Source organism: Micromonospora sp. BL4 (assembly GCF_003667505.1).
In the GTDB taxonomy this organism is placed as follows: Bacteria; Actinomycetota; Actinomycetes; order Mycobacteriales; family Micromonosporaceae; genus Micromonospora.
This window is the reverse complement of record NZ_RCVJ01000048.1, coordinates 1-23,283: the sequence shown is the minus strand read 5'-3', so window position 1 is coordinate 23,283 and position 23,283 is coordinate 1. Positions and strand designations below refer to the sequence as shown.

At 71.6% G+C, this 23,283-nt stretch carries 19 protein-coding genes, 1 tRNA gene and 1 pseudogene; 15 read left to right on the top strand and 6 right to left on the bottom strand.

Going from position 1 to position 23,283, the window contains the following annotated elements; genetic code table 11:
• The first annotated feature begins 264 nt into the window (after positions 1–264).
• The 4 genes from EAD89_RS02095 to EAD89_RS02080 all read left to right on the top strand — a co-directional run bounded on the left by EAD89_RS02095 (position 265) and on the right by EAD89_RS02080 (position 7,282).
• On the top strand, positions 265–1,932 hold the full coding sequence (locus EAD89_RS02095; RefSeq protein ID WP_121674487.1) for a fumarate hydratase: 1,668 nt from the start codon (positions 265–267) through the stop codon (positions 1,930–1,932).
• 262 nt (positions 1,933–2,194) lie between these two features.
• The gene (locus EAD89_RS02090) at positions 2,195–5,176 is read left to right on the top strand and encodes an AfsR/SARP family transcriptional regulator (protein WP_121674486.1); all 2,982 of its coding nucleotides are present in this window, start codon (positions 2,195–2,197) and stop codon (positions 5,174–5,176) included.
• 35 nt (positions 5,177–5,211) lie between these two features.
• A complete protein-coding gene (locus tag EAD89_RS02085) occupies positions 5,212–6,621 on the top strand; it encodes an aspartate ammonia-lyase (protein WP_199733385.1) in 1,410 nt (469 codons plus the stop codon).
• Positions 6,622–6,682: 61 nt separating this feature from the next.
• Positions 6,683–7,282 carry a GNAT family N-acetyltransferase gene (locus EAD89_RS02080; RefSeq protein WP_121674484.1) on the top strand — a complete coding sequence of 200 codons (600 nt, stop codon included), beginning with the start codon at positions 6,683–6,685 and terminating at the stop codon, positions 7,280–7,282.
• Here EAD89_RS02080 and EAD89_RS02075 read toward each other — a convergent pair.
• Entirely contained in the window at positions 7,249–7,794 is a 546-nt protein-coding gene (locus EAD89_RS02075) for a CGNR zinc finger domain-containing protein (protein WP_121655687.1), read from the bottom strand. The genes EAD89_RS02080 and EAD89_RS02075 overlap by 34 nt on opposite strands.
• Before the next feature lie 87 nt (positions 7,795–7,881).
• Between EAD89_RS02075 and EAD89_RS02070 the strand changes: the two genes are divergently transcribed.
• The gene (locus EAD89_RS02070) at positions 7,882–8,847 is read left to right on the top strand and encodes a DMT family transporter (RefSeq protein ID WP_121674483.1); all 966 of its coding nucleotides are present in this window, start codon (positions 7,882–7,884) and stop codon (positions 8,845–8,847) included.
• A gap of 193 nt (positions 8,848–9,040) precedes the next feature.
• The gene (locus EAD89_RS02065) at positions 9,041–10,747 is read left to right on the top strand and encodes a S8 family serine peptidase (protein WP_121674490.1); all 1,707 of its coding nucleotides are present in this window, start codon (positions 9,041–9,043) and stop codon (positions 10,745–10,747) included.
• A 231-nt stretch (positions 10,748–10,978) separates the two neighbouring features.
• On the opposite strand, the gene EAD89_RS02060 is transcribed toward EAD89_RS02065, so the two are convergent.
• Together EAD89_RS02060 and EAD89_RS02055 are read right to left on the bottom strand one after the other, a co-directional pair.
• Positions 10,979–12,301, bottom strand: coding sequence for a hypothetical protein (locus EAD89_RS02060; RefSeq protein ID WP_121674482.1), 1,323 nt, complete (start codon positions 12,299–12,301; stop codon positions 10,979–10,981).
• Between the two features lie 215 nt (positions 12,302–12,516).
• Positions 12,517–13,125, bottom strand: a complete 609-nt coding sequence (locus tag EAD89_RS02055; RefSeq protein WP_121655702.1) for an IclR family transcriptional regulator — start codon at positions 13,123–13,125, stop codon at positions 12,517–12,519.
• A gap of 165 nt (positions 13,126–13,290) precedes the next feature.
• On the opposite strand from EAD89_RS02055, the gene cysS reads away from it, so the two are divergent.
• Positions 13,291–14,706, top strand: coding sequence for a cysteine--tRNA ligase (gene cysS / locus EAD89_RS02050; protein WP_121674481.1), 1,416 nt, complete (start codon positions 13,291–13,293; stop codon positions 14,704–14,706).
• Positions 14,706–15,836 carry a 23S rRNA (guanosine(2251)-2'-O)-methyltransferase RlmB gene (gene rlmB, locus EAD89_RS02045; RefSeq protein WP_121674480.1) on the top strand — a complete coding sequence of 377 codons (1,131 nt, stop codon included), beginning with the start codon at positions 14,706–14,708 and terminating at the stop codon, positions 15,834–15,836. The genes cysS and rlmB overlap by 1 nt, the downstream gene beginning before the upstream one ends.
• 127 nt (positions 15,837–15,963) lie before the next feature.
• Here the strand turns inward: rlmB and EAD89_RS02040 are convergent, their stop codons facing one another.
• On the bottom strand, positions 15,964–17,055 hold the full coding sequence (locus tag EAD89_RS02040; protein ID WP_121655692.1) for an ABC transporter ATP-binding protein: 1,092 nt from the start codon (positions 17,053–17,055) through the stop codon (positions 15,964–15,966).
• Between the two features lie 353 nt (positions 17,056–17,408).
• On the opposite strand from EAD89_RS02040, the gene EAD89_RS02035 reads away from it, so the two are divergent.
• The 4 genes and pseudogenes from EAD89_RS02035 (at position 17,409) to EAD89_RS02020 (ending at position 20,271) form a co-directional block, all read left to right on the top strand.
• A tRNA-Thr gene (locus EAD89_RS02035) sits at positions 17,409–17,485 on the top strand.
• Positions 17,486–17,654: 169 nt separating this feature from the next.
• A pseudogene (locus EAD89_RS02030) lies at positions 17,655–17,869 on the top strand (GNAT family N-acetyltransferase); the annotation flags it as partial.
• Between the two features lie 47 nt (positions 17,870–17,916).
• Complete coding sequence (locus EAD89_RS02025; protein ID WP_121674479.1) at positions 17,917–19,170, top strand: hypothetical protein; 1,254 nt, start codon at positions 17,917–17,919, stop codon at positions 19,168–19,170.
• A gap of 231 nt (positions 19,171–19,401) precedes the next feature.
• Positions 19,402–20,271 carry an AraC family transcriptional regulator gene (locus EAD89_RS02020; RefSeq protein ID WP_199733384.1) on the top strand — a complete coding sequence of 290 codons (870 nt, stop codon included), beginning with the start codon at positions 19,402–19,404 and terminating at the stop codon, positions 20,269–20,271.
• A gap of 145 nt (positions 20,272–20,416) precedes the next feature.
• On the opposite strand, the gene EAD89_RS02015 is transcribed toward EAD89_RS02020, so the two are convergent.
• The gene (locus tag EAD89_RS02015) at positions 20,417–20,893 is read right to left on the bottom strand and encodes a hypothetical protein (RefSeq protein ID WP_147458733.1); all 477 of its coding nucleotides are present in this window, start codon (positions 20,891–20,893) and stop codon (positions 20,417–20,419) included.
• Complete coding sequence (locus EAD89_RS02010; RefSeq protein WP_121674489.1) at positions 20,893–21,336, bottom strand: HIT family protein; 444 nt, start codon at positions 21,334–21,336, stop codon at positions 20,893–20,895. Before EAD89_RS02010 ends, EAD89_RS02015 begins: the two co-directional genes overlap by 1 nt.
• A gap of 276 nt (positions 21,337–21,612) precedes the next feature.
• On the opposite strand from EAD89_RS02010, the gene EAD89_RS02005 reads away from it, so the two are divergent.
• The 3 genes from EAD89_RS02005 (at position 21,613) to EAD89_RS01995 (ending at position 23,202) form a co-directional block, all read left to right on the top strand.
• On the top strand, positions 21,613–22,014 hold the full coding sequence (locus EAD89_RS02005; protein WP_121674476.1) for a helix-turn-helix domain-containing protein: 402 nt from the start codon (positions 21,613–21,615) through the stop codon (positions 22,012–22,014).
• A gap of 35 nt (positions 22,015–22,049) precedes the next feature.
• Positions 22,050–22,469: a VOC family protein gene (locus tag EAD89_RS02000; protein WP_121655697.1), complete on the top strand. Its 420-nt coding sequence runs from the start codon at positions 22,050–22,052 to the stop codon at positions 22,467–22,469.
• Between the two features lie 94 nt (positions 22,470–22,563).
• Complete coding sequence (locus EAD89_RS01995) at positions 22,564–23,202, top strand: histidine phosphatase family protein (RefSeq protein ID WP_121674488.1); 639 nt, start codon at positions 22,564–22,566, stop codon at positions 23,200–23,202.
• The last annotated feature ends 81 nt before the right edge of the window (positions 23,203–23,283 follow it).

Genomic DNA, 23,283 nt, shown 5'->3' with positions numbered 1-23,283 from the left:
CCCGGCCACCCCGGCAACCCCGGCCCGGGTGGCGACGACCCCAACTCCGGAGACGACGACAACTGCGGGCCCAAGCGGGAACTCTGCCCCGACCCAGCCGGTGGCAAGGACGGCTGAGCGCGCGCCGGCACGGCCTGCCTGGGCCTTCCGTGACGGTGACCGGGGCGAGGCGGGAGCGCGGCGGGCCCGGTGAATGAGAGCGGCGTCCCAGGAGCAGCCCGGCGGGTGCGAATGATCGACCGGTCTGCCCTAGGCTTGCCGCTCATGAGCAGTGCCGCCGCATTCTCGTACGCCCCCCTGCTGCCGACCGGCCCCGACCAGACCGACTACCGCCTGGTCACCGACGAGGGCGTGGACGTCGTACACGGCCCGGGGGGCCGCCGGTTCCTCACCGTGGAGCCGGCCGCGCTCACCGCGCTGACCGCCGAGGCGATGCACGACATCGCGCACTTCCTGCGCCCGGCGCACCTGGCTCAGCTCCGGGCGATCATCGACGACCCGGCCGCCTCGCCGAACGACCGGTTCGTGGCGCTGGACCTGCTGCGCAACGCCAACATCGCCGCCGGCGGGGTCCTGCCGATGTGCCAGGACACCGGCACCGCCATCGTGATGGGCAAGCGGGGCCGGCACGTCCTGACCGACGGGGCCGACGCCGAAGCCATCTCCCGGGGCGTCTACCAGGCGTACACGAAGCTCAACCTGCGCTACTCCCAGCTCGCCCCGCTGACCATGTGGGACGAGCGGAACACCGGCAGCAACCTGCCGGCCCAGGTCGAGCTGTACGCCGAGGACCCGGACGGGCACCCCGACGCGTACAAGTTCCTGTTCATGGCCAAGGGCGGTGGCTCGGCCAACAAGTCGTACCTCTACCAGGAGACGAAGGCGCTGCTCAACCCGACGCGGATGATGCAGTTCCTGGAGGAGAAGCTGCGGCTGATCGGCACCGCCGCCTGCCCGCCGTACCACCTGGCCATCGTCATCGGCGGCACCTCCGCCGAGTACGCCCTGAAGACGGCGAAGTACGCCAGCGCCAAGTACCTGGACGCGCTGCCCACCGCCGGCTCGATGAGCGCCCACGGCTTCCGCGACCTGGAGCTGGAGGCGGAGGTGCTGGAGCTGACCCGCAACTTCGGCATCGGCGCGCAGTTCGGCGGCCGGTACTTCTGCCACGACGTGCGGGTGGTCCGGCTGCCCCGGCACGGCGCCTCCTGCCCGGTGGCGATCGCGGTCTCCTGCTCGGCGGACCGGCAGGCGGTCGCCAAGATCACCCCGTCGGGTGTCTGGCTGGAGCGGCTGGAGACCGACCCGGCGCGCTTCCTGCCGGACGTCACCGACGACTCGCTCGACACCGAGACGGTCGTCCGGGTCGACCTGAACCGGCCGATGGACGAGATCCGCGCCGAGCTGTCCAAGTACCCGGTGAAGACCCGGCTGTCGCTGTCCGGCCCGCTGGTGGTGGCCCGCGACATCGCGCACGCCAAGATCGCCGAGCGGTTGGACGCCGGCGAGCCGATGCCGCAGTACCTCCGCGACCACGCGGTCTACTACGCCGGCCCGGCCAAGACGCCCGAGGGTTACGCCTCCGGCTCGTTCGGGCCGACCACCGCCGGCCGGATGGACGCCTATGTGGAGAAGTTCCAGGCCGCCGGCGGCTCGCAGGTGATGTTGGCCAAGGGCAACCGGTCGGGTCAGGTGACCCGCTCCTGCCAGCAGCACGGCGGCTTCTACCTCGGCTCGATCGGCGGCCCCGCGGCCCGCCTCGCCCAGGACTGCATCAAGCACGTCGAGGTCCTGGAGTATCCGGAGCTGGGCATGGAGGCGGTCTGGAAGATCGAGGTGGAGGACTTCCCCGCCTTCATCGTGGTCGACGACAAGGGCAACGACTTCTTCGCCGAGGTCACCAAGCCGGTGCTCACCGTCGGCCGTCGCTGACCCGCGGGCAGGCGAAGGGGGCGCCGGGCTGATCAGCCCGGCGCCCCCTTCTGTCGTCCGTGCTCCACCGACATCGGTGCGCCCGCCCCCGCTGGGGTGGGAACGGGCGCACCGCCCCCGTCGGATGCCGTCACCGACAACCCGGGGCGAGTCTTCGGCGTGCCGCTGTCGATCCGCTCTCAGATCACTATCGACGGATCGCGGCGATCCGTGACCGCCGGGCTACTCTGCTGGAAGTTGCACCATGGATGCGGGAGAGCGGATGCGGTTCGGGGTTCTGGGGCCTCTGCGGGTCGGCGGTGGCGAGTCCACCGTCACCGCCGGTCGCGACCGGATCGTGCTCGCCATGCTGCTGCTGCGGTCCGGCCGGCTGGTGCCGGTCGAGGAGTTGGTCGACGCGATCTGGGAGGAGCGCCCGCCGGCCACCGCCCGCGCACAGTTGCAGACGTGCGTGTCGCGGTTGCGGCGTCGGTTCGCCGAACTCGGGCTGGCACCGGAGACCATCGTCACCGACCCGGTGGGGTACGGCGTCCGCACCGGGCCGACCGAACTGGACGCGGAGGTCTTCGCCCGGGGTGTGGAGGCGGCCCGGGCCGCAGTGGCCTCCGGCCGGTTGGCCGACGCGCGTGACCGGTTCCGGGCCGCTCTGGCGCTCTGGCGTGGGCCGGCCCTCGGTGGCATCCCGAGCCGCAGCGTCCGCCGCCGCGCCCAGGCGCTCGACGAGCAGCGCCTCACCGCCCTGGAGGAGTGCGTCGACGTTCAGCTGCGCCTCGGGCAGGCCACGGAGCTGCTTGAGGAGTTGACCGACAGTGTCGACCAGCACCCGCTGCGGGAGCGCCTGCGCGGCCAACTGATGCTCGCCCTGTCCTCGGTCGGCCGGCAGGCCGACGCGCTCGCGGTCTACCGGGAGGGCCGGCGGATCTACGCCGACGAGCTGGGCATCGAACCGGGCGCCGAGTTGCAGGAACTGCACCAGCGGGTGCTCGCCGGCGACCTGGCCCTGGCCGGCCGGGAACTCCGTCCGGTCTCCCCGGTCCGGTCGCTACCCCGGGCCATCGGTGATTTCACCGGCCGACAGCAGACGGTGGCCCGCCTGGTCAAGGAGATCGAGGAGGACGGCACCCGGATCCAGCTGATCGACGGAATGGCCGGCAGCGGCAAGACCACCCTCGCCGTGCACGTCGCCACCGCGCTCGCCGACCGCTACCCGGACGCCCAGCTCTTCGTCGACCTGCACGGGCACAGTGAGCGCAGCCCGTTGACGCCGGCCACCGCCGTGGCCGCCCTGCTGCGCCAGCTCGGCGTGCCGGCGGAGCGGATGCCGGTGGACGCGGACGACCGGCTGGCGCTCTGGCGGACCGAGTTGGCCGGCCGGCGGGCTCTGGTGGTGCTGGACAATGCCGCCACCGCCGACCAGGTGGCGCCGCTGCTGCCCAACGGCTCACACTGCCTGGTCCTGATCACCAGCCGCCGCCGGCTGGTCGGGGTGGACGAGGGACGGCCGTCGTCGCTGCCCGTGCTCGACGCGGACGAGGCGGTCGAGCTGCTCGGTCGGGTGGCCGGCGCGGAACGGGTCGCCGCCGAACCGGAGGCGGCCGCTGAGGTGGCGCGTCGCTGCGGCCACCTGCCGCTCGCCATCCGGTTGGCCGGCGCCCGGCTGGCGCACCGACCGCACTGGCGGGTCGCCGACCTCGCCGAGCGGCTGGTCACCGGGGCGGGTCCGCTGGCCGAGCTGGCCGCCGGGCAGCGCTCGGTGGGGCAGGCGTTCGCACTGTCGTACGCGCAGGTCTCTCCGCCGGCGCAACGGCTGTTCCGGCTGCTCGGCCTGTACCCCGGCGGGCGGCTGGACAGCGAAGTGGCCGCGGCCCTGGCGGAGCTGCCCCGGGCCGACACTCAGGACCTGCTGGACGAGCTGATCGATGCCCACCTGGCGGAAGAGGTGCAACCGGGTCGGTACCGGTTGCACGATCTGCTCCGGGAGTACGCCCGGCTGCTGTTGGATGCCCGGGAGCGGCGGAACGAACGTCGTGCCGCCCTTGAGCGGTTGCTGGACCATCACCTGTCCGTCGCGGTGGTGATCGCTCGGGCGATCGAGGCCGCGGGCAGTCGCCGCACCATTCCGGTCAGCACGCCCACCCGGCCCGATCTCGTGGCCGGCCCGGCATCCGAGGGGCCGGCGTGGTTCGAGGAGAACCTGCCCGCGCTCACCGCCCTGGTCCGGCTGGCCGAGGAGGAGGGCTTTCCGACCCAGTGCTGGCAGTTGGCCCGGGCCTGCTGGCGGTTCAACTTCGACAGCGGGCACCTCGACGAGCTGATCGAGACCCACACGATCGGGCTTCGGGTCGCCGAGCGGCTCGGCGACCAGGCCGCGATCGCCGTGATGCTGAACTACCTCTCCTCGGCGTACTTCCGGCTGGCCCGCTTCCCGGAGGCGATCAGCTCGATGGAGGTGGCGCTCGACCTGCGCCGCCGGCTCGGCCTGCGGGGTGACGTGCTCAGCACGCTGTGGAACCTCGGAATCTCGTACGCCGCGAACGGTGACTTCCGGCAGGGCAAGGCGAGGTTCGACGAGGCGTTGAGCATGGTCACCGGGCTGGGTGACGCACACGAACTGACCAACCTGCAGAACAACCTGTGCTTCGCGCTGATCGGCTGGGGCCGGTACGACGAGGCGCTGCGTACCGCCCGGCAGCACCTCATGCTGGCCCGCCAGACGAAGGACATGCGGCAGACCACGAACGCGATCGGGCATCTCGGGATGCTCCGGCACCGGATGGGTGACCTGGGCCCGGCCCGCCGCATCCTGCGGGTCGCGTTGCACCTCAAGCGCCAGTGGGGCAACCGATTCGGCGAGGGGGAGGTGCTCAACGAGATCGGTGTGATGGAGCGCGTTGCCGGGCGGCCGGAGCGCGCCGCCGCTCTGCACCGGGACGCCCTGGTGGCGATGATGGAGGTGGGCGACCGGGTGGGGCAGTGCGCCTCGCGCAACCTGCTGGCCCGGGCGATCCGCGACCAGGGGGACGTCGCCAGCGCGCTCGACCTGCATCGCCGGGTGCTCGCCGACGCGACCCGGTTGAGTGTCCGCTACGAGCAGGCCCGCGCGCTGGAGGGCATCGCCCGCTGCCTGCGGGACACCGACCCGGCGGCGGCCCGCGCGCATCTGATCCGGGCCCTGCCCCTGTTCCGACAGATCGAGTCGCCGGACCAGCACGGGGTGGAGCGGCTGCTGACCGAGTTGGGCTGAGGGTTCATCTGCGAGTCGGCGACGCGCGCGGCAGGATGGTACGCGTGACGACTCCAGAGGCGACGGGTTACCGGATCGAACGCGACTCGATGGGCGAGGTGGAGGTGCCCGCCGAGGCGTTGTGGCGGGCGCAGACGCAGCGTGCGGTGCAGAACTTCCCGATCTCCGGCCGGGGCATCGAGCCGGCCCAGATCAAGGCGCTCGCCCAGATCAAGGGTGCGGCGGCCGAGGTCAACGGCGAGCTGGGGGTGATCGACGCGAACGTGGCCGCGGCGATCGGTGCCGCCGCCGCGCACGTGGCCGCCGGCGGGTACGACGACCAGTTCCCGGTCGACGTGTTCCAGACCGGCTCCGGCACGTCGTCCAACATGAACGCCAACGAGGTCATCGCCACCCTGGCCAGCCGGGAGCTGGGTCAGGACGTGCACCCGAACGACCACGTCAACGCCTCCCAGTCGAGCAACGACGTCTTTCCGTCCTCGATCCACCTGGCCGCCACGCAGTTCATCGTGGAGGACCTGCTGCCGTCGCTGGCTCAGCTCGCGGAGGCGTTGGAGGCCAAGTCGGCGGAGTTCGAGACGGTGGTCAAGGCCGGCCGGACCCACCTGATGGACGCCACGCCGGTCACCCTCGGGCAGGAGTTCGGCGGGTACGCCGCCCAGGTCCGCTACGGCATCGACCGGCTGGAGTCGGCGCTGCCCCGGCTGGCCGAGCTGCCGCTGGGCGGCACCGCCGTGGGCACCGGCATCAACACCCCGCTCGGCTTCGCCGCCGCCGTCATCCGCAAACTGCGCGAGTCGACCGGGTTGCCGCTGGCCGAGGCGCGCAACCACTTCGAGGCGCAGGGCGCCCGGGACGCGCTCGTGGAGACCTCGGGCCAGCTGCGTACCGTCGCGGTGGGCCTCTACAAGATTGCCAACGACATCCGGTGGATGGGCTCAGGCCCCCGGGCGGGCCTGCGCGAGCTGCGCATCCCTGATCTCCAGCCCGGCTCGTCGATCATGCCGGGCAAGGTCAACCCGGTGGTCGCCGAGGCGATGCGGCAGGTCTGCGCCCAGGTGATCGGCAACGACGCGACGGTCGGTTTCGCCGGCTCGCAGGGCGACTTCGAGCTGAACGTGATGCTCCCGGTGATGGGCCGCAACCTGCTGGAGTCGATCCGGCTGCTGTCCGCGGCGAGCCGACTGTTCGCCGACCGCCTGGTGGTCGGCCTGGTCGCGGACGCCGAGGTCTGCCTGGCGTACGCCGAGGGTTCGCCGTCGATCGTCACCCCGCTCAACCGTTACCTCGGGTACGACGAGGCCGCGTCCATCGCCAAGGAGGCGCTGGCCAAGCAGACCTCGATCCGCGAGGTGGTGATCTCCCGGGGGCACGTGGACTCCGGCAAGCTCAGCGAGACGCAGCTCGACGAGGTGCTCGACCTGCTTCGGATGACCCACCCCTGACTCCCGGCCGCCGCGACAAAACAGCTCGACGGTGTCGCGGGGTGGACGGGATGATCCAGCCATGGGTGGAGACGACGCGGGCCTGCCTCCGGCGACCGACCGACTTCGGTTGCGGCGGCTGACCATGGGTGATGTGGACGCGCTGGTCGAGCTGGACAGCGACCCCGAGGTGATGCGCTTCCTCACCGGCGGCGTCGCCACCCCGCTGGCCGCGGTCCGTGATGTGCACCTGCCGAAGCAGCTGGCCCGGTACGACCGGCATCCCGGGCTGGGTCGCTGGGCGGCGCTGGACCGGGAGAGCGGCGTGTTCCTGGGCTGGTTCGCGCTCGACCCGTCCGAGGACGGCGCCGAGGCCGAGCTGGGCTACCGGCTGCGCCGCTCGGCCTGGGGGCGCGGCCTGGCCACCGAGGGGTCCCGGGCGCTGGTCCGGTACGCCTTCGACGTCGTCGGCGTACGCCGGGTCTGGGCCGAGACGATGACGGTCAATGACCGCTCCCGGCGGGTGATGACGAAGGCCGGGTTGCGCTACGTGCGCACCTTCCACCTCCAGTGGGACGACCCGATTCCGGGCACTGAGCACGGTGAGGTGGAGTACGAGCTGCGGGCCGAGGAGTGGGCGGAGACCGCTCAGGAGCGGCCGGCGGCCCTGCGGGCGCGGTAGGCGGTCACCGCGGCGCGGTTGCCGCAGCCGGCCTCGCAGAACCGACGCGACCGGTTGCGGGACAGGTCCACGACCACGTTGTCGCAGTCGGGGTACTCGCAGATCCGCAGCCGGCTCAGCTCGCCGGCGCGGACCAGGTCGGCGATCGCCATCGCCGCCTCCACGGCGATGCGGGTGGCCAGCGGCGCGTCGCGGGGCACGGCATGCAGGTGATACGGCTCGTCGTCGTGCTCGATCAGCTGCGGCAGTGCCCGGTGCTCCAGCAGCAGACCGTTGACCACGGCGACGATCTCGGCCGGCTCGGCGTGCCAGATGCGGCGCAGCCGGGGCCGCAGTTCCCGGACAGCGCGCAGCTCGGCGTCGGTGTGCTCGTGCCGCCCGCTGTACGAGTGCCGGGTGAAGAACGCGTCCAGCGCGGCGATGTCGGGCAGCAGCTCGCCGTCCCGGCCCGCCGTGTTGACCAGCGCGGCAGCGGCGATCAGGGAACATTCGGTGTCATGAGCGAACAGCAACTTGACTCCTGTCACAGGGGCCGCCTAGCGTCATGGGCACAAGGATAGTTTGCCCATGACACCATCGCCCGTTCCGAGGAGTGCACGATGCAGTCACGACCCGCCGCCGGCGCCGCGTTGGCGCTGCTCTCCGCGGTCACCTTCGCGACCTCGGGCACCTTCGCGCGGTCGCTCATCGAGGCCGGCTGGTCCGCCGAGTCGGCCGTGATCGCCCGCGTCGGCGTGGCCGCCCTGGTGCTGGCTCTCCCCGCTCTGCTGTCGCTGCGGGGCAGGTGGGACGTGCTGCGGCGGAACGTCACGGCGATCGGGATGTTCGGGCTGCTCGGCGTGGCGCTGGCCCAGGTCTGCTTCTTCAACGCCGTGCGCTACCTGCCCGTCGGCGTCGCGCTGCTGCTGGAATACCTGGGCATCATCCTCGTCGTGCTCTGGATGTGGCTGCGGCACGGGCAGCAGCCGCGCCCGCTCACCGTGGCCGGTTCGACGGCCGCCCTGGCCGGGCTGGCGTTCGTGCTGGACCTCACCGGCACCGCCGGCTTCCACCCGGTGGGCGTGCTCTGGGGGCTGGGCGCCGCGTTCGGCCTGGCCGGCTACTTCGTGCTCGCCGGTCGGGTCGACCCCCGGCTGCCCTCGGTCGCCATGGCCAGCGGTGGAATGGCCGTCGGCGCCGCCGTGCTGCTCCTCATCGGGCTGACCGGCCTGCTGCCGCTGCGTGCCACCTTCGGCGAGGTCACCTTCGCCGGGCAGCGCACCAGCTGGCTGCTGCCCATCGCCGGGCTCTCCCTGGTGGCCGCCGTGATCGCGTACCTGGCCGGAATCGCCGGCACCCGCATCCTCGGCCCCCGGCTCTCGTCGTTCGTCGGGCTGACCGAGGTGCTCTTCGCGGTGCTGATCGCCTGGCTTCTCCTGAACGAGCTGCCCACCGCCTGGCAGCTGTTCGGTGGCGGACTGATCGTCGCCGGGGTGGCCCTGGTACGCCTCGACGAACTGCGCGGGCCGGCAGCGGAACCGACGCCCGTCTCGCCGGAGGGCGTGCTGGCGGTCGACGGCCGATGAGACCCCGTGGCGTCGTCCGACCGGACGCCGGTGCGGGCCGATCTACCCAGGGCGCGCCCCGACCTGGGTGGTTCGCACGTCGACCTGGATGGATGAACGAGAGATTCACCGCTATAACGGACGTTCGTCTGGCATAAACCTGGCAGGTGTTGTGTGATGGCTGCCACGTCCCTCAACGAGAGGATCCGATGTGGTGAGCAAGCGCTTCACCGCCGGTGCCGTCGCGACCGCGACAGTGCTGGCACTCACGGCGACGGGGTTGGGTGTACCCGCCAACGCCGCGCCGACCAGTTCGCAGACCTTCACGGTCGTCGCCGAGGACGGCGTCGCCGCCGACACGGCGGTCGCGGCGATCCGCGCGGCCGGCGGCACGGTGGTGTCCCGGTCCGACGAGGTCGGCATGTTCCAGGTGACCAGCGACCGGGCCGACTTCGCGGCCAGGGCGACGGCCGCCCCGACGCTGATCGGCGCCGCCCAGCAGAAGGCCATCGGCCGCAAGCCGAAGCTGGACCGGGTCGAGCAGGAGCAGGTGCCGCCCACGGCGGCCGCCGCCGGCGCCGCCAAAAAGGGCGCCAAGATGGACCCGCTCGACGAGAAGCTCTGGGGCCTGGAGATGATCCGGGCCGACGAGGCCCGCAAGGTCGAGCCGGGTGACCGTCGGGTGACCGTCGGCGTGCTGGACACCGGCGTCGACGCCAGCAACCCCGACATCGCGCCGAACTTCAACTGGGCGCTGTCGCGCAACTTCGCGCCGGACCTGACCGACGTGGACGGTCCCTGCGAGGTGCCGAGCTGCCTCGACGCGGTGGGCACCGACGACGGCGGGCACGGCACCCACGTGGCGGGCACGATCGGCGCCGCCGCCAACGGCTTCGGCCTCTCCGGCGTCGCCCCGAAGGTCTCGCTGGTGGAGCTGAAGGGTGGCCAGGACTCCGGCTACTTCTTCCTCAACCCGGTGGTCAACGCCCTGATCTACGCCGGCCGGTCCGGGATCGACGTGGTCAACATGTCGTTCTACGTCGACCCGTGGCTCTACAACTGCACCGCCAACCCGGCCGACTCCCCCGCGAGCCAGGCCGAGCAGCGGGCCATCATCAAGGCGATGAAGCGGGCACTGGTCTTCGCCCACAACAAGGGCGTCACCCTGGTCGGCGCGCTCGGCAACAACAACGAGGACCTCGGCGCGCCCCGCACCGACATCTCCAGCCCGGACTACGGCGCCGCTCCGTACCCGCGCCCGATCGACAACGAGAGCTGCTGGGACCTGCCCACCGAAGGCCCGCACGTGATCGGCGTGTCGGCGGTCGGCCCGTCCGGCAAGAAGGCGGACTTCTCCAACTACGGCACCGAGCAGACTTCCGTCGCCGCGCCGGGTGGCTTCGCCCGGGACGGTTTCGGAACCCCGACGTACAACAGCCCGGGGAACCGGATCCTCTCCACCTACCCGCTGAAGGTCCTCCAGGAGGAGCCGATCTCCCCCACCATCCCGGATCCGCGGGTGGACGAGAACGGCAACATCGACCCGCGGGTCGCCACGCTGGTCTTCAAGCAGTGCAAGGCCAACGGTGAGTGTGGCTACTACACCTACCTCCAGGGCACCTCGATGGCGTCCCCGCACGCCGCCGGCGTCGCCGCGCTGATCGTCAGCCGGTACGGCAAGGCGGAGCGCCGGGGTGGCTTCGGCATGTCGCCGGACCTGGTCGAGCAGCACCTCTACCGCACGGCGGCCGAGCACGCCTGCCCGGAGCCGCGGCTGCAGCAGTATCGCAATGAGGGCCGGGACGAGACCTACGACGCCTACTGCGCCGGTGGGGCCAACTTCAACGGCTTCTACGGCTACGGGATCGTCGACGCCTACGCGGCGGTGAAGACCCCGCTCAAGCCGAACGCCCGACCGTAACGTGATCAGGTGGGGCCCGGTCGACTCTGGTCGGCCGGGCCCCACCGGCGTTTCCAGGGTCCGGCGGCGCCTTGCGCGGTGGCGCCGCTTGATCGACTCGCGTTCCTTGAAGGCGGGGTGTCATCGGCGGGCGGACCGCACGATTTCCAGGAACCCGAGTGGACCTTGTCGCCTCGGGTCGCGGCGGCCGCCACGCCCGTACCGACCCTCGGCCGCGTTCAGGTAGGAGCGTCACCTGCGCCATCCGCGATCGGTCAGCGCGCCGCGCACCTCCCGGAGCACCGCTGGGAACTCGGCATGCAGGCGTCGGCTGGTCACGTGCAGCACCAACCACCCGGTGCCGACGAGCAGGTTCAGCCGACGGCGGTCGCGGTGCAGTTGGTCAGCGTCGGCGTGCCACTGCCCGTCGTACTCGACCGCCACCCGGTACTCCGGCCACGCCAGGTCGGGATGCAGGACGACACCGTTGGGCAGCTGGACCGGGTGCTGAACGACCGGTCGCGGCAGCCCGCCGAGCACCAGCCGGACGCGCAGCTGTGACTCCGGCGGAGATTGTGCCCCGCCGTCCGCCAGCTCGAAGAGCCACAGTGCCCGTCGCCCACCGGGCAGGTTCCCGTTGCGAGCGGCCACGTCGACCAGCGTGTCGCGGTTGGTCAGCCCCAGCCCGAGCAGCGCGTCGACGATGGTGACCGCGCGGATCGGATCGAGCCAGACGGCCGTCTCCCAGGCAGCTCGCCCGGGGTCGGAACGCGGGATCGGGTCGCCCGGGTCCCGGGCCGGTCCCAGCACGTCGCCCGCCCCCCGCCGGTCGCCGGGTCTGGCCGCCGCGGTGCTGCCGGGTCTGGCCGCTGCGGTGCTGCTGTGCCCGGCCGCCGCGGTGCTGCCGGGTCTGGCCGCTGCGGTGCTGCCGGGTCTGGCCGCCGCGGTGCTGCTGTGCCCGGCCGCCGCGGTGCTGCCGTGTCCGGCCGCTGTGGTGCTGCCCAGTCGGGCCGCTGTGGTGCTGCCAGGTCTGGCCGCCACCGGCCGCTGCCGGGGCGGTTGCCGTGTCGGGCGTGGTGACAGCCCGACGCCCGGTGGACGTCCTGCTCCCGGTGGGCGGCCTGCCGCCGGTGAGAGCCCTGCCGACGGTGGGTCTCCTGGTCCCCGCGGACGTCCTGTCTGCGCGGGCGCCGCGGCCTGCTCTCGCGGGCGGACGTCGAGGGGCGGGGTGATGGCGTTGGCATGCACGCGCAGGCCCCGCTGGGGGCCGATCCGCAGCGGTCTGGGTACGAGGACGTGCACGTCGTCGGTGAAGGTGGCGGCGTGTTCGACGCCGTGCAGGTATGCGGCGGACGGGCCTCCGACCGCGACCCCGGGTGGTAGCCGGAGGAGGGCCGCGCGGCAGGCGAGGGCGTGGTCCCGGTCGAGGCGTGCGTCGGCGTAGACGTCGTGGCGCAGTCGCACCCAGGCGCTGCTGCGCAGTTGGTGCTCGGTGAGCAGGCCGTCCCGGATCGCGTCGGAGCCGCGGAAGACCTGCCAGGCCAGGGTGTCGGGGCGGTGCGGACGTGGCGGCATGCCAGGCAGCGTGCCGACCGTCGAGTGGCCCCCGAAACCCCTGTGGACAACCCCGACCGGACGCCCGACCGGTCCCTGTGGACAACCGCGGGTCGACTCACCGATCTTGCTATGGCGCCGATGGTGATCGACTCGTGTTCCTTGAAGTCGGGCTGTCGCAGCCACCCGGACACCACGATGTCCGTGAACCCGAGTCGATCAAGTCGTGCGGTTGGTCAGCGGAGGGCGGTGGCGACGGCCGTGGCGGCGGCCAGTACCTGGGTGCCGACCGTGTCGACGTCCAGGGGGGCCAGCGCGACCACGCCGACACTCGCCTCCAGTCCGGGTACGCCGAGCACCGGCGCCGCCACCCCGTACGCCCCGGACTGCAACTCCCCGCTGCTGCTCACCGGTCCCGCGGTCCCGGCTCGGCCGGCCAGGATGGCCCGGCCCGCCGCGCCCCGGTCCAGCGGATGCCGCGCCCCGGTCCGGTACGCGACGTGGAACGACGTCCAGCTCGGCTCGACCACGGCCAGGGCGACGCCCTCGCCACCCTCGACCACGGTCAGGTGCGCGGTGGCGCCGGCCTGCTCGGCGAGCCGGCGCAGGGCGGGCAGCGCTCCCTCGGCGAGCAGCGGCTGGGCGCGCCGGGCCAGGTGCAGCACTCCCGCGCCGAGGCGGAGCCGGCCGTCGCCGTCGCGGCGCAGCATCCCGTGCCCGGTCAACGGGCCGACCAGCCGGTAGACGGCCGCTCGCCCGATGCCGAGCTGGTTCGCCACCTCGGTGACCGTCAGCCCACCCGGCGCTTCGGCGACCAGGTGCAGCAGTCGTAACCCCCGGTCCAGGGTCTGTGCCGTCTCCCCGGCCCGTCCGCCGACCGCGTCGGCGCGGTCGGCGCGGGCGCCGGGGCCGGCCGGCGGCTCACCGGGGCGTGCGGTCGCATCCACGCCTGGCAGCGTACGACCCGGCACCGGCGGACCCGGACAGGCACGGACGGCTACCCTTGTGCGGTGACGCTACGCCTGTATGACACCGCCACCCGATCGGTGCGGGACTTCGTCCCGCGGGAAGCCGGCAAGGTGGGGGTCTACCTGTGTGGTCTCACCCTGCAGGCCCCGCCGCACATCGGTCACCTTCGCTCCGGCGTCAACTACGACGTGCTGCGCCGCTGGCTGCTGGCCGCGGGTTACGAGGTCACCTTCATCCGCAACCTGACCGACATCGACGACAAGATCCTGGTCAAGGCGGGGGAGCAGGGCCGGCCGTTCTGGTCCATCGCGTACGCCAACGAGCTGATCCTCGCCGAGTCGTACCGGGCGTTGAACGTGCTGGCACCCACCTACGAGCCGCGCGCCACCGGGCACATCCCCGAGATGCACGAGCTGATCACCAAGTTGATCGCCGACGGGCACGCCTACCCGGCCACCGACGGCTCCGGCGACGTCTACTTCGACGTGGCCTCCTGGCCGGCGTACGGATCGCTGTCGGGTCAGTCCCCGGACGCGATGCAGTCGGCCGGGGACGCCCCCGACCGGGGCAAGCGGGACCCGCGCGACTTCGCGCTCTGGAAGGGCGCCAAGCCCGAGGAGCCGGCGGACGCGTACTGGCCGTCGCCGTGGGGGCTGGGCCGCCCGGGCTGGCACATCGAGTGCTCGGCGATGTGCTGGCGATACCTGGGCCCGGAGTTCGACATCCACGGCGGCGGGCTCGACCTGACCTTCCCGCACCACGAGAACGAGATCGCCCAGTCCAACGCGGCCGGGCTGCCGTTCGCCCGCTACTGGGTGCACCACGGGCTGCTCAGCATCGGCGGGGCCAAGATGGGCAAGTCCGCCGGAAACGCGCTGGGCCTGGCGTACGTGGACTCGCTCGGGGTGCGACCCGTCGAGCTGCGCTACTACTACGCCGCCGCGCACTACCGCTCCGTGATCGACTACTCGGAGGACTCGCTGCGCGACGCGGCCACCGCGTACCGCCGGATCGAGGGTTTCGTGCAGCGGGCCGCCGAGCGCGTTGGCGTCGGGCAGCTCGGCGAGCTGCCGAGCGGCTTCGTCGCGGCCATGGACGACGACCTCAACACCTCCGCCGCGCTGGCGGTGCTGCAACAGCAGATCCGGGACGGAAACACCGCGCTGAGCACCGGCGACGATGTGACCGTCCGCACCACCCTGGCCGCGGTGCGGGCGATGCTGGATATCCTCGGGATCGACCCCCTCGACCCGGCCTGGACCGGTGACGGCCGCTCGGATGATCTGCGTGCCGTGGTGGACTCCCTGATCGCGCTGGCCCTGGAGCAGCGCGCACAGGCCCGGGGCCGCAAGGACTGGACTGCCGCCGACGCGGTACGCGACCAGCTCAAGCTGGCCGGCGTGGTGGTCGAGGACACCCCCCAGGGGCCCCGTTGGACTATTGGAGAGCAGGACTGATGGCCGGCAACTCACAGCGCCGTGGCCGGCGACTGACGCCGAAGGCGGGTGCCCCGAAGGGCTCCGGCGGCAAGAACAAGGATTCCCTGGCCGGGCGCGGACGCACCCTGCCCGCCGACGAGCGGCCGTGGCACAAGGGCTACTCGGGCACCGAGAAGCTGCCTCAGCGCACCGCCTGGAAGCAGGACAAGGAGCGCCGGGCGGCGGCCGAGGAGGGGCGCGCCCCGAAGATCGGCCAGCCCGGCAGCAAGGACACCACCTGGGGCAAGGGCGGCGGCCGGGGAGTACCGGCGAACCGGGGCGGCGCCGGCGGTCGAGGCGGCAGGCCCGCCGGTCGGTCCGGCCCGCGGGTCACCCCGGGGCGCAAGTCCAACCCGGCCAAGGACAGCCCGGAGCTGCTGGTCGGGCGCAACCCGGTGCTGGAGGCGCTGCGCGCCCAGGTGCCGGCGACGGCGCTCTACACCGCGCAGGGCATCGACATGGACGACCGGATCAACGAGATCATCCGGACCGCCGCCGACCGGGGCATCGCCAACCTGGAGATCAGCCGGGCCGAGCTGGACCGGATGACCGGTGGGGTCCTGCACCAGGGCGTCGGGCTGCAGGTGCCGCCATTCGCGTACCAGCCGTTCGAGGACCTGGTGGCCGCCGCCCTGGAGCAGCAGGCCCCGCTGCTGGTCGCGCTGGACGGCGTCACCGACCCGCGCAACCTGGGCGCGGTGATCCGCTCGGCTGCCGCGTTCGGCGCGCAGGGTGTCTTCGTACCCGAGCGGCGGGCCGCCGGCATCACGGCGACCGCCTGGCGGACCAGTGCCGGCGCGGCCGCGCGGGTGCCGGTGGCGCAGGTCACCAACCTGACCCGATCGCTGAAGGCGTGCCGCGACGCCGGCTTCACGGTCGTCGGTCTGGACGCCGACGGTGACACCGACCTCTACGACCTGGAGGCCGCCGTCGGCCCGCTGGTGGTCGTGGTCGGCTCCGAGGGGCGCGGGTTGTCCCGGCTGGTCGGGGAGACCTGTGACCTGACCGTCAGCATCCCGATGATCTCCGAGGTCGAGTCGCTCAACGCCAGCGTGGCCGCAGCGGTCACGCTGGCCGAGGTCGCCCGCCGGCGCTCCGCCGAGCAGTAGACAGGCGTCATCGAGGCCCCGTTCCCCGCCACCGCGGGGGATGGGGCCTCGTCGTGTCCGACCGGGTCCGGACGTGCGACAGGGGCGGCCCGCCGAAGCGGACCGCCCCTGTCGGTACGGCGTTACGTCAGATCCGGCTGCCGGTGGTGGCGTGGAAGACGTGGCTGCGGCCGGTGCGCGGCTTGACGAACACGGTGTCACCCATGTTCGGCATCGTGCGCCGGTCGGTGCGGACGACGAAGCGCTCCGAGTTGCCACCCAGCGCGGCGTGGCCGTAGACGTTGGCGTCCGAGCCGAGGTCCTCGACCAGCTCGACGACGACGGGCATGCCGCCCTCGGTCGGGCTGACCAGGTCGCAGTCCTCCGGGCGGAAGCCCACGGTCACCTTGCCGTCGCCGCCCTCGGCGCGGGCGGCCTCAACCTGCTCGCGGGTGAGCGGGATCTGCAGCTCGGCGAACTCGGCGCCCTTCTCGTTCAGCGGCACGGTCTTGATGTTCATGGCGGGGGAGCCCATGAAGCCGGCGACGAAGACGTTGGCCGGGGTGTCGTAGAGCGCCCGCGGGGTGTCCACCTGCTGGAGGACGCCGTCGAGCAGTACCGCGACCCGGTGACCCATGGTCATGGCCTCGACCTGGTCGTGCGTGACGTAGACCGTGGTGACGCCCAGCTTGGCCTGGAGCGACGCGATCTGGGTACGGGTCTGCACGCGGAGCTTGGCGTCGAGGTTCGACAGCGGCTCGTCCATGAGGAAGACCTGCGGTTCGCGGACGATCGCCCGGCCCATCGCGACACGCTGACGCTGACCACCGGAGAGCGCCTTCGGCTTGCGGCTGAGGTACTCCTCCAGCTGCAGCAGACCGGCCGCCTCCTTGACCCGCCGGTCGATCTCCGACTTGGAGGTCTTACGCAGCTTGAGGGCGAACGCCATGTTCTCGTACACCGTCATGTGCGGGTAGAGCGCGTAGTTCTGGAAGACCATCGCGATGTCGCGGGCCTTGGGGGGCAGGTGGGTCACGTCACGCTGGTCGATGTAGATCGAGCCGGCGTCGACGTCCTCCAGCCCGGCGAGCATCCGCAGGCTGGTGGACTTGCCGCAACCGGAGGGGCCGACCAGGACGAGGAACTCGCCGTCGCCGATTTCGAGGTCCAGCTCGTTGACGGCGGGACGCTCGGTGCCCGGGTAGATCCGGGACGCCTTGGAATAGGTGACCGTAGCCATGGTGAAGCGCTTCCTTTCACCGGCAGGAACGTGCCGGACGATCCGAGTGAAGGAGCGACCGGCACGGTGTCCGTGCCGGTCAACGGACGGCGGGCCGGTCGCGGGGCGGCCGGGCCTGTCGTCCGTGTCACTGCACCGTAAACGGGTTTCCCCGCGCTGCCAAGGCGAGGGTGCACGGGAAGTGGCCCACGGCCTACGCATTCCGGTCACTCGGGCACGGGCAGACATCAATTGACGCGGTGGGTGCCCGTGCGGGGGCGTACGAAGGTCGGGTTGCTGACGTTTCCCGTGCTCGGGAGCCCTCGCCAGCGGGATATCCAGATGTCAGTCGCTATGCTGACCTCGACGCACGCGCCCCTGTAGCTCAGCTGGCCAGAGCACTCGCCTTGTAAGCGAGATGTCGCCGGTTCGATCCCGGCCGGGGGCTCCAATTCCACCAGGCTTTTCCCGATCGGCACCGCCGTGGGTCGACCGGTTGACAGCAACGGGACTCACGAGAGCTTCCCGTCGAGCTTGCCGAGCGCCTGACGCATCGCGTCGAGGTTGGCGTGAGCGTAGACCTTGAGCATGATCTTGACGTCGGGGTGCCGGGATGTGGCTCGGCGCGCGGGCAGGGGATCGGCGCGAGTGCTCTGCGCGAGTTGCTGAACGCCGCGGCCCAGGCCGGCATGCGGGCCGTGGTGGCAGAGACGACCGCGGACAACGTCGGCGCGGTCGGCGTACTGAAAAGTGCGGCGCTACATTGCGCCACGAGAGTGGCAGGGCCGCGCCTCCTACTGTTCATGCCGCATGCCTGGCGAACGCCTGCTCATGATCGCTAACGTGTGGTGCCACATTTCGCGTCATTCTTTCGGGGGAAACATGAACGTGTACGCGCGGCGTGCACTGGGGCTGGTCGGCGCGGGCGCACTCGGACTGGTCGCATCCGCCGCCCTGCTCGCCACGGGCGGCCCGGCCTACGCGGCGGACGGCGGCGGCGACCTGGAGGTCAGCGTCTCGGCCACCACCTTCGTTGCCGGAAGTTCGCCCAAGGACTTCACCATGACGGTGGTCAACAGGGGGCCGGACGGCGCAATCTGGAGCCTGGAGTACGACTTCAGCGGCCTGGACGACAGCATGGTCAAGGTCGAGTCGCCGACCTTGCTCGGCTGCACCCGTACCGACGACAAGCTGACGTGCCAGGAGGGCGGACTCTCTGTCGGTCACAGCTACTGGCAGCACAACTCCTTCGAGCTGGTACCCGTGCCCGGCGCGAAGGGCGAGGCGGGCTCGTTCACCGTCGCCGCCGTCTCGGACACCGACCCCAACCCGGGCAACAACACGGCGACCGTCAAGGTCGACGTACCCGCCAAGGGCGTCGATCTGGTCACCCTGGCCGAGGACGTGTTCCAGGTGGCCGACGACGGAGAGCCGACCGACGAGCCGGTGGCGCCGGGCGGCAGCAGCTTCGTCCTGGGTGCCGTCGGAAACATCGGGGACACCATCGCCGAGGGCCTCAAGGTCTCGGTCGCGCTACCGCGGTACGTCACCTTCGGGGAGGCGGAGCGGGGATGCACCTACGGCGCGGACAACCGGACGGCCACCTGCGCCTACGAGGACATCACCCTGGTGCCGATCGACCGGGACACCAGTGAGAGCGACAACATCATCTCGGTCGTCGGCATCGTCTTCCCGGTGACGGTGGCGAAGGACGCTCCCGGCCCGGTCGTACTCGATGGCGGGGTGCTCTCTGGGTACGCCCTCAAGGCCGAGGACGAGGTCAGCACGGCCGTTTTGGCCCGCAGCGCGACCGCCGAGCTGCCGAAGGGCCTGAAGACCCTGTCCGCCGAGGACGTCAAGGACGTCAAGGACGCGAACGTCACCGACAACACCGACCAGTTCAAGGTCCACGTCGGTGCCGCGGCGACAGGCAGCGAGGGGTCGGCAGGCGGCGAGGCGCCGGGTGGCGACCAGCCCGGCGGCACGGGCGGCGGGCTGCCGGTGACCGGCGTCCAGGCCGGTCTCCTCGGTGGCGTCGGCGCGGGCGTCATGGTGCTCGGCGCCGCACTCTTCCTCGTCAGCCGCCGGCGGCGGGTCGTCCTGACGACCCCCGACGACGAGGTACCCACCGCCTGACGGACTCGGGTTCCGGGATGTCGGGGCATCCGCCTAGCGGGGATGCCCCGACTTCCGCGATCTCTTGTCGATCAAGGCCGTGGAGGTCGCCCGGCCGCACGGGTCAGGGCTGGCGGTTGTTTGCACGGCAGAGTGTGCCGGCAGGGTCACCGGCACATGATCGGATCGGGCCTCTACGGTCGGGCGCGGTCGGGGGTCCTTCGGCCAGGCTTGATGTCGAAGGGAGGCCCAGTGATCGCGGCACTCAACCGGCTTGTCGACCTGGTCGAGAAGCACCTCACCGAGGAGTTCGACGTCAACGGACTGGCGAGGGCGCTCGGCACGACCGAATACCACCTGCGCCGGATGTTCTCGTCGTTGGCCGGCATGCCGTTGTCGGAGTACGTCCGCCGACGCCGCATGACCGTCGCCGCTGCCGACGTTGTTCGGGGCGAGGACGATCTGCTGAGCATCGCCGTCCGGCACGGATACGGGTCGACCGAGGCGTTCGGACGCGCGTTCCGGGCGGTCCACGGCGCCAACCCCGCTGACGTTCGCCGCGACGGAGGGCCCCTTCGCACGCAACCGCAACTCAAGTTCCGCCTGACCGTCGAAGGGAGCATCCCCATGCACACCCGCATCGTGGACCGTCCCGCGTTCCGACTCGTCGGACACGCAGCCCGGGTTCCGCTCATCCACCAGGGCATCAACCCGCACATCCAGCAGCACATCACCGCGCTGCCGCCGCAGGAGCATCTCCGGCTGAAGGCCCTCAGCGACACCGACCCCGGGGGGCTGCTCCAGGTCTCCGACGACCTCGACCCCGACAGCACCGAGGGCAGTGAACTGACCTACCTGCACGGGGTCGCGGTGTCCCGGGACACGCCGGTCCCCGACGACCTCGACGCCATCGAGGTGCCGGCCGGCATGTGGGCGATCTTCCGTACCGCCGGATCTCATCCGCAGGCCCTGCAGAGCACGTGGGCCGCGACCGCGACCGAGTGGTTCCCCTCCAACCCGTGGCGTCTGCGGCCGGGTCCCTCGATGGTTGCGATCCTCGAACGCGCGGAGGACTTCAGCACCGCCACCTGCGAGCTGTGGCTACCCGTCGAACCGACGTGACCACCGGCGGCCCGGTGCCGGCACGATGGCTGCCCGGGGTCGAGCTGCGGCCCTAACCCGCTGGTCGCCCCTGCGGGTCCAGCTGCGGCCCGGCCGCGACGGACCCCGCGACCAGTCGGGCCGGTGCCGCCCGCACGCATCGTCGTCAAGCGAACAAGGCGATGGAGCAACCGATGGCGACGAGGGCGCCGTAGAACGGTGCGATCGACCACGAGAGCCAGACGGTGGCGTCCGGAAACCAGCGGCCGAGGCGCCGTCGAATCTTTTGTCTGCGGGTGGCTGCGAAAGGAATGGGGTCGTCGGCGTCCGAGGGGTCGAGCGAGAACAGCGGCACCTTCCGGGTCCCGCGCGCCACCGCATCGTAGAGTCGCCGGTAAGCCTTCTCCTGTCGCAGATAGTTCGCGTCGAGGAAACCGAACAGGAGCGCGGCTGCGACCCCCAGCGCGGCGACCAGGTTGGCGTCCTGCGTCAACGCGTACCCGTACGTGGCGGTCACCACGGGGAGCAGCCAGCCTTTGGCGGCGGAGGAGGCGGAGGACATTCGCGTGACCACGGCCTGGATGTAGTCCAGGTGCTTTCGGCGATCCTCGGGATCAACGACCAGCACGTCCGCCGGCTGCATCACTCCCCACCAACCTTCCGACACTCGTGCCGGAGCCGCTTCCAGACGTCATCCTTCTGCGACTCCGAATAACTGGTTTGTGCAGGCCAGATGCGGCCCATCTCGTCGCCGGACCAGCGGGGGACGATGTGGGTGTGCAGATGGGGCACGGTCTGCGTGGCGACCGCCCCGTTCGACTGGATTATGTTCAATCCCTCCGGGTCGGTCGCGCACTTCACCGCACGCGAGAGCCGCAACGTGACTCGCGCCAGGTGGGCGGCGGTTTCTTCGTCCAATGACCAGATGTCAGGGATATGGTCGAGCGGCACCACGAGGATGTGGCCCAGGGTTGCCGGATTCAGGGGAAAGAATGCGACCACGCGCCCGTCACGATAGACCTCCCGGGTGCCCGAGGTGTCGCGCCGAACGATTTCACAGAACGGGCAGTCGGTCTCGACGATCATCGCGAACGGGTCCTGCCCTGCCCGGACCACCGCGTGAGATGGACCGACTCGGCCAACGGAGCCACCTCTCTCTGTGGATAGTCGCGGCCCTCAGCGTAGGCCAGCCGACGGCGGATTCGTGTCGTCCACCACCGGCATCCCGCAGGGTGCGGTTACGGCGATGGCGTCCAGCGTGCCGAAGCGGCCGCCGGCACCGGCCGTATGCTGGGCTTCAGCATGGAGCGGGCGGTCAGCCCGCGACGATGTCGTCCAACCGGAGGGTGTGCACGAGAGCCGATGAGTCGCGCGGTGGAGGAGTCGAACCGGGCGATGCTGCGTGCCCGGGACGCGATGGACCGGTCGTACGCCCAACCGCTGGACATCCCCGCGCTGGCCCGGATCGCGCACGTCTCCGAGGCGCACTTCATCCGGACCTTCCGGGCGACCTTCGGTGAGACCCCGCACCGCTACCTGCAACGGCGGCGGGTCGAGCGGGCGATGGCGCTGCTGGTGGAGACCGACCGCGACGTGACCGACATCTGCTACGCCGTCGGCTTCGGCAGCCTCGGCACGTTCAGCCGGACCTTCCGGCAGATCGTCGGGGCGTCACCCTCGGATTTCCGCCGCCGCCGCACGGCGCCGGTCAACGTGCCGTCCTGCTTCGCCAAGGCCTGGACCCGACCCAGCAGTTTTGGATAAGCAGCAGGTCAGGGCCTGCGTCTAGCGTGGTTCCCATGACGATGAACGCGATCAGCCGCTCCCAGATCTACGTCCTCGACCAGGACGAGGCGCTCGACTTCTACGTGGGCAAGCTCGGCATGGAGCTCAACACCGACCAGGACCTCGGCTTCATGCGGTGGCTGACGGTGAACCTGCCGGGCGACCCGGAGCGCGAAATCCTGCTGGAGAAGCCGGGCCCGCCGGCGATGGACCCGGCCACCGCCGCGCAGGTCCGGGAACTGCTCACCAAGGGGGCGCTGGGCGGCGCGCTCTTCATGACCACCGACGACGCCCACAAGACGCACGAGGAACTGGTGGCCAAGGGGGTCGACATCACCGACGAGCCGACCGAGCGCCCGTACGGGATCGACTTCGGCATCCGGGATCCGTTCGGCAACCGGATCCGCATCGGCCAGATGTTCCCCCGGGCCTGAGGCCGTACCTCGGCCTGGTGGCGACGGCCGGTTGCCGGCACAGCGGGAGGCGCGGGGTGGATCCCGCGCCTCCCGCTGTGTTGAGGTGGAGGACATGATCACCCGGCTGCTGTACCTCGCCCGGCACGGCGAGCAGGAGGACGCGACGACCGAGTCGCCGGAGGCCGGCCTGTCGGAGCGGGGCCGGCGGCAGGCCCGGCTGCTCGGTGAGCGGCTGCGGGGCCGGCCGTTCGCCGCCGTGCACCACGGGCCGCTGCGCCGGGCCGCGGAGACCGCCGAGCTGGTCGTCGCGTCGCTGCCCGGGGTTCCGGTGTACGAGACCGAGCTGGCCGGCGACCACCTCCCACACGACACGGATCCTGCCGACCTGCCGCCGGCGTACGCCAGCTTCCTGGCCGGGGCCTCGACGGCCGAACGGGTCGACGGGCCGCGGGTGACGGCGGCTGCGGTGCGGCGCTTCACCGGCCCGGTGGTCGATGGCGCCGAGGGTGCGGGTGGCGTCGGGCCGGTCCGTGAGCTGGTTGTGACGCACAGTTTCCTGATCGCCTGGCTGGTCCGGCACGCTCTGGACGCGCCGGAGCGACGGTGGCTGGGTTTGAATCACCACAACGCGGGACTGACCGTTCTCCGGTACGGCCCGGCCGCACCGCCGAACCTGGTCGCCTTCAACGACGTGGCACACCTGCCGCCGGAGTTGCGCGGTACGGGCCTGCCGCCGGACTACCTGGTCTGAGCGCCGGGGTCCGGCCGGGTGTTCAGCCGCCCGTGGCCCGGAGGAGCAGTTCGACCAGCGCCCGGGTGGCCGGGGGAGGGG

Coding starts and splice junctions, on each gene's coding strand:
- rlmB (WP_121674480.1), top strand. CDS start 14,706: ATGGCCGGCAACTCACAGCGCCGTGGCCGGCGACTGACGCCGAAGGCG.
- EAD89_RS02085 (WP_199733385.1), top strand. CDS start 5,212: ATGGTACGCGTGACGACTCCAGAGGCGACGGGTTACCGGATCGAACGC.
- EAD89_RS02060 (WP_121674482.1), bottom strand. CDS start 12,301: ATGCCGCCACGTCCGCACCGCCCCGACACCCTGGCCTGGCAGGTCTTC.
- EAD89_RS02025 (WP_121674479.1), top strand. CDS start 17,917: ATGAACGTGTACGCGCGGCGTGCACTGGGGCTGGTCGGCGCGGGCGCA.
- EAD89_RS02070 (WP_121674483.1), top strand. CDS start 7,882: ATGCAGTCACGACCCGCCGCCGGCGCCGCGTTGGCGCTGCTCTCCGCG.
- EAD89_RS02095 (WP_121674487.1), top strand. CDS start 265: ATGAGCAGTGCCGCCGCATTCTCGTACGCCCCCCTGCTGCCGACCGGC.
- EAD89_RS02080 (WP_121674484.1), top strand. CDS start 6,683: ATGGGTGGAGACGACGCGGGCCTGCCTCCGGCGACCGACCGACTTCGG.
- EAD89_RS02040 (WP_121655692.1), bottom strand. CDS start 17,055: ATGGCTACGGTCACCTATTCCAAGGCGTCCCGGATCTACCCGGGCACC.
- EAD89_RS02005 (WP_121674476.1), top strand. CDS start 21,613: ATGAGTCGCGCGGTGGAGGAGTCGAACCGGGCGATGCTGCGTGCCCGG.
- EAD89_RS02000 (WP_121655697.1), top strand. CDS start 22,050: ATGACGATGAACGCGATCAGCCGCTCCCAGATCTACGTCCTCGACCAG.
- EAD89_RS02015 (WP_147458733.1), bottom strand. CDS start 20,893: ATGCAGCCGGCGGACGTGCTGGTCGTTGATCCCGAGGATCGCCGAAAG.
- EAD89_RS02090 (WP_121674486.1), top strand. CDS start 2,195: ATGCGGTTCGGGGTTCTGGGGCCTCTGCGGGTCGGCGGTGGCGAGTCC.
- EAD89_RS02010 (WP_121674489.1), bottom strand. CDS start 21,336: ATGATCGTCGAGACCGACTGCCCGTTCTGTGAAATCGTTCGGCGCGAC.
- EAD89_RS01995 (WP_121674488.1), top strand. CDS start 22,564: ATGATCACCCGGCTGCTGTACCTCGCCCGGCACGGCGAGCAGGAGGAC.